The organism is Aquiflexum sp. (assembly GCF_977115555.1).
Window position 1 is genome coordinate 1 of sequence record NZ_CDSBKL010000139.1, and the last position, 9,759, is coordinate 9,759.

The following is a 9,759-nucleotide window of genomic DNA, read 5'->3' on the forward strand; positions in this document are numbered from 1 at the left end:
GAAATAGATTTTTAAATCAAGGATTATAAATTTGATTTTCGGAAGAGTTGCGTTTTGTATTGTTTTTATTCTCCAAAAATTCATTAGGTGTAACTCCATAAGTTTCCTTGAAGCATTTGATAAAATAAGAAGGAGGACTGAATCCAACAGCATAAAATATTTCAGAGATGGATTCTCAAGACTTGGGAGGACTATACGAATAGAACATATTAGACTTGCATTTATTCTTGGTCAGTAGTTTCTTATCACAATAAAAATAGCTCTTCTTAAAAAAAAAGAGGAGATTAGTAGTTATTTTTTATCTCTTGTTTTTCAATCACTGATACTAATAAAATCATTAGGCCTATGGGTTTAATTTGTATTTCTTTTTGTTGATTTAGGACATTTTTTTGAATTATAAATAACGTTAGCTTGAAATCATGAAAGTCAAGGTACCTCCAGAATGTTGCATACTTATTTTACTTTCTTACATAGCTTTCATATATTTAAAAAAGTCAATTTAACTTTTTGATTATCAAAACTTTTGGAATTCTAACCTTTAAATCTTTAATAATATGAAATCAGCCTTCACCTTGTTTTGCACCCTCATTTATTTCTTTGCCAATGGGCAGGAGATTAAGGGCTATATAAAAAACCATGAATCATCCGAAATGGATCTGGTTTTAATGCTTTTTGGGATGGATAATCCTATTCCTATCGGGACCGTCCAAAAAAACGGTCAGTTTACTGTCAATCTTGAAAACGTCAGCCTGGAAAATATTTCCGTAGAGAGTAAGTCCATGTACATAGGTGACCTTTATTTCAATTTCTTTTTCTCCTGCGGGGATTACAATGCTTTTGGAGAAAATTATAACAAACAAGCAGTAAGGCAGGACTTTATCAGAATGACTTCCAAGGGGGAATGGTCCGGCTCTGTGTTTTTGGTTTCTGATGAAAATCTTAGGCCCTGGCTTGAAGACCCCGGTTATAACAATGCGGTCAAAGGTTCCTTCTATGAGGTGATCTATCTGGAAGATGATGCGAATGTAAAGATGGAATGTACCAATGAAGTCTATATTACCGATGAGGATAAAGTAGAGACTACATACAAATTCGATCTTGACTTAAAAAAAGGATTCAATTGGGTGCAATATACAATAGAAGAAGTGCAGGATACTGATCCAAATATCAGGGCTTCTTTTCCTTCCAAAGTCACCATTAGCAACCTGAAAGATCCTTCCAAAATGCTTTGGGTAGGCAAGTATCACTGAGGATAAATCCAATTTTTTTTTGGATTTCTAGGAATGATCCTTAAAACAAATAATAGGCATCCAAAGTAATTTTTGCTTTGAGGTAGGAGCCTTTTTTCTATTTTTAGCCGCAGGTTAAAATTTATCTTTATTATGAAATTAAAATTCTCCGGGATGAGCATTTTGTTGCTCACCCTTTCTTTTCAATTATTTGCCCAAGAGTCACCAAAATGGCTGCGTTATCCTTCCATTTCTCCTGACGGTTCACAAATCGTTTTTACTTACAAAGGTGATTTGTACACCATTCCTACATCCGGGGGAAAAGCGAACCAACTGACTTTTCACGAAGCACATGATTTTATGCCTGTCTGGAGCAAAGACGGAAGCAAGATCGCATTTGCTTCTGACCGCTATGGCAATTTTGATGTATACATCATGAGTGCTATGGGGGGAGATGCCAAGAGATTGACTTATCATTCCAATGATGAAATGCCCTATTCTTTTTCAGCCGAAGACAAGACGGTGATTTTTGGAGGTGTACGTCAGGATTTGGCCGAGCACAGGCAATACCCAACAGGATCGCAACCCGAACTCTATCAAGTGGCAATCGGCGGTGGTCGTGTGGACCAAGTTTGGACTCTTCCTGCCGAATTTGTGCAAGTCAGCTCCGATGGCAGCAAAATGATTTATCATGACAAAAAAGGCGGTGAAAACGAATGGCGCAAAAGACATCAATCTGCCATCACAAGGGATATTTGGGTCTATGATGCCGCAAGCAATACCCACAAGATGATCACGGATTTTTCGGGAGAAGATAGGAATCCTGTTTTCGCTCCGGGAGAAAAAGAAGTTTATTACCTCACTGAGGAAAAGGGGAGTTTCAATGTCCAAAAAATGAGTTTGGATAATCCTTCCCAAAAAACAGTATTGACAAGTCTGAAGGATTTTCCTGTCAGGTTCTTGAGTATTTCCAAAAACGGTCTTATGAGTTTTTCCTATGACGGAGAACTCTATACTTTGAAAGAAGGAGAGCAACCCAAGAAATTGGCTGTTTCTATCACAACACAGCGGATTTCAAATCCGGACAGTTTTATCAGCATCAATGGTGGCGTCAGGGAAATGTCCATTTCCCCTGATGGCAAAGAAATCGCATTTATTGCAAGGGGAGAGGTTTTTGTGACTTCCGTGGATGGTTCGCTGACCAAAAGGATCACCAATACCCCGCAGCAGGAGCGCTTTGTACAGTTTGCACCGGATGGCAAATCAGTAGTGTATGCAAGCGAAAGGGATGGCAAATGGCAGATTTACCAAACCAAAAGAACCAGGGAAAAAGACGAGATTTTCTTCTTTGCGAGCACTTTGCTGCAGGAGGAGGTTTTGGTAAGTTCGGATGTGGACAATTACCAACCTTTAATTTCTCCTGATGGGAAAAAATTAGCCTATATAGAAGGAAGAAGAACATTGAAGGTCTTGGATTTGGCTGCCAAAACTTCTGTCACCTTGATGACTCCTGAGCAACTGTTTACTATGGGAGACGGAGATCAGTATTTTACCTGGAGTCCGGACAGCAAATGGCTCTTGGCAGAATTTAATCCTACCATGTCAAATGGAGAAGTGGTGCTTTTGGATGCTACTGGAAAAAAGGCAATGGAAAATCTGACCCAAAGCGGTTATGGAGACAGCAGGCCAAAGTGGGTCAATGGCGGCAAACAGCTTATTTGGTTCAGCAATAGAGATGGTCTTAAAAGTTTTGCAACTAGCGGAGGTTCCCAAAATGATGTATATACGCTGTTTTTGACCAAAGATGCCTATGACAGGTTCAGGTTGAGCAAGGAGGATTTTGACTTACTTAAAGAAACCGAGAAAGCCGGAAAAGATAAAAAAGAAGACGAAAAGAAGGACGAAAAAAAGGAAACTCCTAAAGTAGAGGATGTCAAAATTGATTGGGAAGATTTGAGGGAGAGAAAAGCCAAACTGACGATCCATTCATCCTCCCTTGGGGATGCGGTAATTGACAAAGATGGCGAGAAACTGTTTTATTTGGCCCGATTTGAAAAAGGCATGAACCTTTGGAGCACTGACCTGCGCACTAGGGATACCAAGATGGAACTGAAGCTGGATGCAGGATTTGGCAGGTTGGAATGGGATAAAGAAATGAAAAACCTATATCTCTTGGCCGATGGCAATATTTCTAAAATTACAGACAAAGGCACCAAACGTGAGCAGATCAAGATAGCTGGTGAAATGACTTTGGATACCGATGCAGAGAGAGCTGAGATGTTTGAGCACATCAAAATCCGCACAAAAGGCGTGTTCTACACCCCGGACTTTCATGGCGTGGATTGGGATGCACTTACTGCCCAGTATGAAAAATACCTTCCCTATATCGGAAACAGTTATGAGTTTGCAGAGATGGTGTCTGAGTTGATCGGAGAACTGAACGTGTCTCACGCGGGGGCAAGATTTAGCCGAAGCATACCACAGGCGGACGCCACAGCATCACTTGGGATTTTTATCGATTATTCTTTCAAAAACCCGGGAATAAAAATCGCTGAAGTGCTCAAAGGAGGCCCTTTGGACAAAGCCGGTATGAATATCCAAAACGGAATGATTATCGAGAAAATTGACGGTGAAACCATTGCTTTAGACAAAGACATTGCCCAATACCTCAACAGAAAATCAGACAAATTCACCTTGATTGAAGTATTGGATCCAAAAACAAATACCCGTCAGCAATTGACTGTGAAGCCCGTAAGTTTGGGTGAAGAAAACCAATTGCTGTACAAGCGTTGGGTCAAAAAGAATCAGGAAGAAGTGGACCGACTCAGCAATGGCACCTTGGGATATGTACATATTCCCGGTATGTCTGATGGACCTTACAGAACCACTTATGAAGAAATGATGGGCAAATACCATGACCGCAAAGGAGTGGTAGTGGATACAAGATTCAACGGAGGCGGGGATTTGGTGGCGGATTTGGCGATGTTTTTTACAGGAGAAAAATTCATCACCTATGCTACTGAAGACAGGGAAGTTGGTTACGAACCGACATTCAGATGGACGAAGCCGACTTTGGCGATGTTCAACGAAGCAAACTATTCTGACGGACATTGTTTCGCCTGTGGCTATACAGACCTTAAAATCGGTAAGACAGTCGGTATGCCAACACCGGGAACCTGTTCCTTTGCAGGTTGGGAGATGTTGCCAAATGGTGGCAGATGGGGAGTAGTGCCGATCTCTGCCAAAGACAAAGCCGGCAATTGGATGGAAAACAACGAAACCAAACCTCAGTTTCAGGTCAAAAACATGCCCGGTCAAATTGATAAAGGCAAAGACCAACAGCTAGAGAAAGCTGTGGAGGAGTTGATGAAAGATGTGAAGTAAACTTTGAGAAGCGAGAGGCGAGAGGCAAGACCTGAGCCAATCGAAACAAAAAATGAATAATTGATAAAAAAGACTTTTCCTTGTCACTTCGACGGAGGAGAAGTCTTTTTAGGTATTGATGAAAAAAGGATTGGAGGATAGACACTAGAAGCAAGAAGCGAGAAACAAGAGCCAAGTCAATCGACTTATCGAAGAGATCTTCCTAAATGTCAGGAAACCAGAAAATCAAAAAGAAGCATTAAAAGACCATAGGAAAATAAATTCCGATGGTCTTTTTTTGTCTGGTTTTTTGAATCTAGTTAGTCTTATTCAGGAAGAGAAATTAATAGAATATTTATTAATCGACTTTTTAGAAATAAGTATATCCAATATCGGCTTTTCTAAATCCTGCCAAAAATCTAGATTATTCAATTATTCCTTTTATATTCAAAGTACCTATTTATCAGTATTTGTTACAGAATACTTGTTTTTAAACCCATATGGAGATAAAAAATCTGGCATTGAAAGGAGGAGGAGTCAAGGGGATAGCCTATGTGGGTGCCTTAAGGGAGCTTGATCATGCAGGCATTCTTTCCAATATCGAAAGGGTGGCAGGAACTTCAGTAGGTTCGCTTTTGGCAGGGATGATTTGCTCCGGCTATTCAGTTGATCAGATCGAAAATCTCCTCAAGCATCATTTTGACTTAAAAAAATTTAAAATCGGATGGAATCCCTTCCGGATATTCAGTCAATATGGACTTTTTTCAGGCAGGTATATTTTTGATTTTATCAATAATTATTTGGTCAATTCTCCAAAAAACCTTCCACCAAATGTCACATTTGCACAAATGGAGGATTTAAATTGCAAGAAACTTTATGTTTTTGCCTGCGACCTAAATCTCCACACTATTCAGGAATTTTCTTCCTTCAAAACGCCGAATGTTGTCGTCGCTGAAGCAATTCGCGCTTCCATGTCTATACCGTTGTTTTTCAAAGCCTGGCAGTTTAGGAATTCCAATCCAAATGACCATATTTTTGTAGACGGGGGTATTGCATTCAATTACCCATTGGGATTCTTTGACAATGAGCGCTTTGCTCCGGCACCGGATTTTATTTGTGAGAAAGCCATTGGGTTATACCTGCATGACCATTCAAAAGACAAAAAAGTTGCCCTAAGCTTTTCCCAACCTTTGAATTTTCTAAAGCAATTGTTTGAAACACTTCTGAATGTCCAAAACATCGATATCGGATTCGAAACAGCTGAGGGAAACCGTTCAATCAGGATAGATGGATTGGGCATACCTGCCACTGACTTCAATTTATCAATTGCCGACATGGACAGGTTGATTCATTCGGGAAGTGATTGTACCAAAAGATTTTTATTGAAAAACAAACTTATAAGTTAACATAAAATTTATGAGGCAAAACTCAGTCACCATCATAGTCCCTGTCATCAACAATAAGCTTAAGGATTTATTGGGATTTCTGGGAGAAATTAAAATAGACCTTGACAAGGGAATACGGCCCGAATTCGAAAAATTGAATATCATCCATTATGCAAGGTGGGTGGTCATTGACCATGGGAAATCCTGGATCAACGATCCGACTCCAAGAATACCCAAACTGCTTTTTGTAGTGGATTTTGACGGGAATGTGGATTCCTTGCTGAAAGGTTTTTGCTCAGACAGTTCAGACATACTGGATAAGGTTTATGGATTTTGTGAGGGATATCCACTAGATGAAAAAAGGACTCCAGATAGTAGGGTCGCCTTTCTGAAAAATCACATTGTGAAAGATGCAGCAGTCTATATTGGTGCACCCGGCCGGACAGTACAACAGATAAAAGATGAAAGAAATTTGAGAAATTTTATCAGGAACTACCTTGATTCGAGATCTTGGACTGATGTGTCCGCCAAGACTATCCACAAAAAAATCAGAGAAGAAGTTAAAAAGGATGAATTTTCCTTTTTGAACAATAGCGTAAAGATGCCGGGAATCAATTGGTGGGGATTAGGTTTTTTTGGAGTCTTCATTTTGTCTGTGCTGATAATGGGAACCTATTGGTTTGGTTTTATTTTTCTTGGAGTGATTCTGAGTGTTTTGTTACTCCCGATAATCTTATGGTTGTTGATGCTTCATTTCTTCTACGAAAAGAAAGATGAAAATTTCACCAAAAAGAGAAGTGGATTAGACAGTGACTATCTGACTGAACTCGAAAAATATGAAGACTGGAAAAACCAAAACCAGTTTACCCAATTGGTGGATATGAAGGAAGGGAAAGTCCGGCTGATTACCATCAATGCCATGTTTGCATTGTCGAGAACACTGATCAGATTTATATTTGTCAAAGGCAAACTGATGGGAATACCGACAATACATTTTGCCAAATGGGTCATGTTTGAAGACAATTCACGGGTATTGCTTTTCAGTAATTTTGATGGCAGCTGGCAGCAATACCTTGGGGATTTTATAGACAACAGCGGTTGGGGACTGACAGGTATTTTCTCCAACACCAAGGTTTTTCCAAAAACCAACTTCTTATTTACAGGAGGAGCTTATGACGAGGAGCATTTCCTTGCTTGGAGTAGAAATTCGGAACTGATTACCAATGTCTGGTATTCTGCATACCCCGATCTTTCTATCAAAAACGTCAACAACAACACCAAAATAAGGGTGCTGCTCATGAAATCACTTTCCGAACGTCAGGCAGCTAAATTCCTCAAACTCATTTGATATCATTATGACAAAGTTAGAACTCGAAGATATCCAAGGTTATATCATCCGTGGGTATGCACACATGATGTATTCACGGTTTGTTTACCTTCAAATAATCGATCGCACCGCTGCCAAAAAATGGCTCTCCAGATCTTGGAAGGACATGACGACTGCAGTTCATATCCATGACAAATCCAAGATTTCAAGTACCCATCTGAATATCGCTTTTAACCATAATGGTCTAAAAGCGCTTGGATTATATCAAGAAAACCTTGATGCGTTTTCTAGGGAATTCCGTCAGGGAATGGTTTCTCCCCATAGATCCCGGCTGCTTGGGGATATGGATAGCAGCGCACCTGAAAATTGGGAATGGGGCTACGAGCCAAAAAATCCCGATGAGCCAAAAGATCCCAATGATCATAAAGAACCCAAGATCCGCAAATATCCCATACATCTATGCCTGATGATTTTTGGTAATGACAAAGAGAGCGATGATGACATTGAAAAGGATAAAATCGTCTGTCTGAATTATTATGAGGAACTGAAATCCCAATTTGAGGCAAACGGATTGAAGGAAGTTCACGCCATTGATGGACAGACACAACCTGAAAACAAAGAGCATTTTGGATTTAGAGATGGTATTTCCCAACCCATTATAGAAGGTTCGGGAAGGGTCGGCCCCAAAGATGATGTGGTAAAGGCCGGTGAATTTCTTTTTGGGTATGAAAATGAATTTGGCGTTTATCCAGATACACCGCTGATAGTCAAAGAACAAGGGAATTTGAACCTATTGGCTCCTGACGCAGGTGGAAGTGGGCTGAAAGATTTTGGTCGAAACGGATCTTTCCTTGTAATGCGGCAGCTTGAACAGGATGTAGACAAGTTTTGGTCATTTTTGAATGAGAAGACCAAAAATCCTGATGGTTCCATCAACGTGGAGGAAAGCTTGAAATTGGGTGCTAAGATCATGGGAAGGTGGCAAAGCGGAGCGCCGATTACACTTTTTCCTGAAAAAGACCCTGGAGTAATCAGCGACATTAACGATTTTGGTTATTCTAAATTTGATCCGGACGGACTGAAATGTCCTTTTGGATCACATTTGCGCCGAAGCAATCCACGGGACAGCGTGGATGACCATGGAGTCAAGGAATCCCTCAAACTTAGTAAGCAGCACAGGATTATCAGAAGGGCACGGTTATATGGAGAGATTATTGAAGGATCTCCGACCAACAAAACCCCGAAAGGAGATGTGGGTTTGCTCTTCGCCTGCTTCAACGCTGATATCAGTCGGCAGTATGAATTTCTTCAATACACTTGGGGAAAACTTCCCAAAGTCAAAGAATTGTACAACGATCCCGATCCTATCATCGGGGTAAAGGAAAAACCCGAACCGGGGGAAGAACAGAATTTTACCATTCAGGATTGTCCGGTCAACAGAACAATCCATGACCTGCCAAGAGTCATCACTGTCAAAGGCGGCGCATATTTCTTCTTTCCTTCCATCAGTACTTTGCGGTATTTGGCAACGATTTAGGAGTAGACGGGAGATGTGAGATTTGAGACGTGAGACTTTGGGAATTCAAAATTATGAATGATACAAGGGGCAACAAACAAGAGGTGAGTGAAATGTCCGGTATATCCCTGCCCTCCGAAAGGCGGAGTTCATCCGATTTCTGACTTCCAACTTCCGTCTTCCAGCCAGCCTGAAACAGAATATTGGATGGCTGGCAGAAAAGTAGATAACCATAAAGACTTTTACATCAATCCTCCAAGTAAGACTTGGCGTTGTTGAGGCCGTTTTGTAGGTATTTTTTGAGAGCAAATGGTATGAAAAGGCCCAGGAATAACTTACCCAAAATATTTTTGTAAGTGAACGTGTACACCCAGCGGATTCTTGTTTGGTCGTCAACAGTATCAAACCACATCTGCCCGAAAGCCTTATCGGTTAGTTTTCTAAAGAAGTCGCTGAAGTCGGTGATCTGATAGGAGTAATGGGAATATGGATGAACGGAAATCAATTCCTCCTTCAACCTGCCGCTGTCTCCTCTTTCGATCCACCTTTTGTCACCTACTTTTTCATAACCTGTCTGCAAACCTGTCACATTGATGATACCGTAAACAGGCCCGGCTTTCAATAGCCAATTCGGTAATTCTTTATTACTTGAAATATATTTGTATGCCTTTTCTTTATTGCAATTAACAATGACTTCAGCAGCCGTTTGGAGGATTTTTTTGGAAGGCACCTTTTGGTCAATAGTATTTTTTACGTTTGGTTTTCTAATATCTTTTAGGAAATCGGGTGAATCTTTTGGTTCAAATACAGGAAGCTTGTTTTTATCATGGCGAAACTTGGACATGACCTCATATACCCTTTTTCTAACCCTATTAAAGCTTCCCAAAGGCCTGTGTTCAGGCAAGGAATGCCAAGGGTTGAAAGAGAGATTGTCTCCAA

Annotated in this window: 7 protein-coding genes; 5 read left to right on the forward strand and 2 right to left on the reverse strand. The window is 40.5% G+C overall.

Annotated features, from left to right (window positions below; translation table 11 throughout):
* Nucleotides 1-16: 16 nt before the first annotated feature.
* Nucleotides 17-169 (reverse strand): AraC family transcriptional regulator, encoded by a 153-nt coding sequence (locus ACZFYI_RS10070; RefSeq protein ID WP_462524006.1) that lies wholly within the window; start codon nucleotides 167-169, stop codon nucleotides 17-19.
* A gap of 385 nt (nucleotides 170-554) precedes the next feature.
* Between ACZFYI_RS10070 and ACZFYI_RS10075 the strand changes: the two genes are divergently transcribed.
* The 5 genes from ACZFYI_RS10075 to ACZFYI_RS10095 all read left to right on the forward strand — a co-directional run bounded on the left by ACZFYI_RS10075 (nucleotide 555) and on the right by ACZFYI_RS10095 (nucleotide 8,841).
* On the forward strand, nucleotides 555-1,250 hold the full coding sequence (locus ACZFYI_RS10075) for a hypothetical protein (RefSeq protein WP_462524000.1): 696 nt from the start codon (nucleotides 555-557) through the stop codon (nucleotides 1,248-1,250).
* Nucleotides 1,251-1,382: 132 nt separating this feature from the next.
* Entirely contained in the window at nucleotides 1,383-4,613 is a 3,231-nt protein-coding gene (locus tag ACZFYI_RS10080) for a S41 family peptidase (protein ID WP_462524001.1), read from the forward strand.
* Nucleotides 4,614-5,092: 479 nt separating this feature from the next.
* Nucleotides 5,093-5,998, forward strand: coding sequence for a patatin-like phospholipase family protein (locus tag ACZFYI_RS10085; protein ID WP_462524002.1), 906 nt, complete (start codon nucleotides 5,093-5,095; stop codon nucleotides 5,996-5,998).
* A gap of 10 nt (nucleotides 5,999-6,008) precedes the next feature.
* Nucleotides 6,009-7,325: a hypothetical protein gene (locus ACZFYI_RS10090; protein WP_462524003.1), complete on the forward strand. Its 1,317-nt coding sequence runs from the start codon at nucleotides 6,009-6,011 to the stop codon at nucleotides 7,323-7,325.
* 7 nt (nucleotides 7,326-7,332) lie between these two features.
* Nucleotides 7,333-8,841 (forward strand): Dyp-type peroxidase, encoded by a 1,509-nt coding sequence (locus ACZFYI_RS10095; RefSeq protein ID WP_462524004.1) that lies wholly within the window; start codon nucleotides 7,333-7,335, stop codon nucleotides 8,839-8,841.
* Nucleotides 8,842-9,067: 226 nt separating this feature from the next.
* Here the strand turns inward: ACZFYI_RS10095 and ACZFYI_RS10100 are convergent.
* The coding region (locus ACZFYI_RS10100) for an SRPBCC family protein (RefSeq protein ID WP_462524005.1) at nucleotides 9,068-9,759 on the reverse strand (692 nt) is incomplete at its 5' end.

Coding starts and splice junctions, on each gene's coding strand:
- ACZFYI_RS10095 (WP_462524004.1), top strand. CDS start 7,333: ATGACAAAGTTAGAACTCGAAGATATCCAAGGTTATATCATCCGTGGG.
- ACZFYI_RS10080 (WP_462524001.1), top strand. CDS start 1,383: ATGAAATTAAAATTCTCCGGGATGAGCATTTTGTTGCTCACCCTTTCT.
- ACZFYI_RS10085 (WP_462524002.1), top strand. CDS start 5,093: ATGGAGATAAAAAATCTGGCATTGAAAGGAGGAGGAGTCAAGGGGATA.
- ACZFYI_RS10075 (WP_462524000.1), top strand. CDS start 555: ATGAAATCAGCCTTCACCTTGTTTTGCACCCTCATTTATTTCTTTGCC.
- ACZFYI_RS10090 (WP_462524003.1), top strand. CDS start 6,009: ATGAGGCAAAACTCAGTCACCATCATAGTCCCTGTCATCAACAATAAG.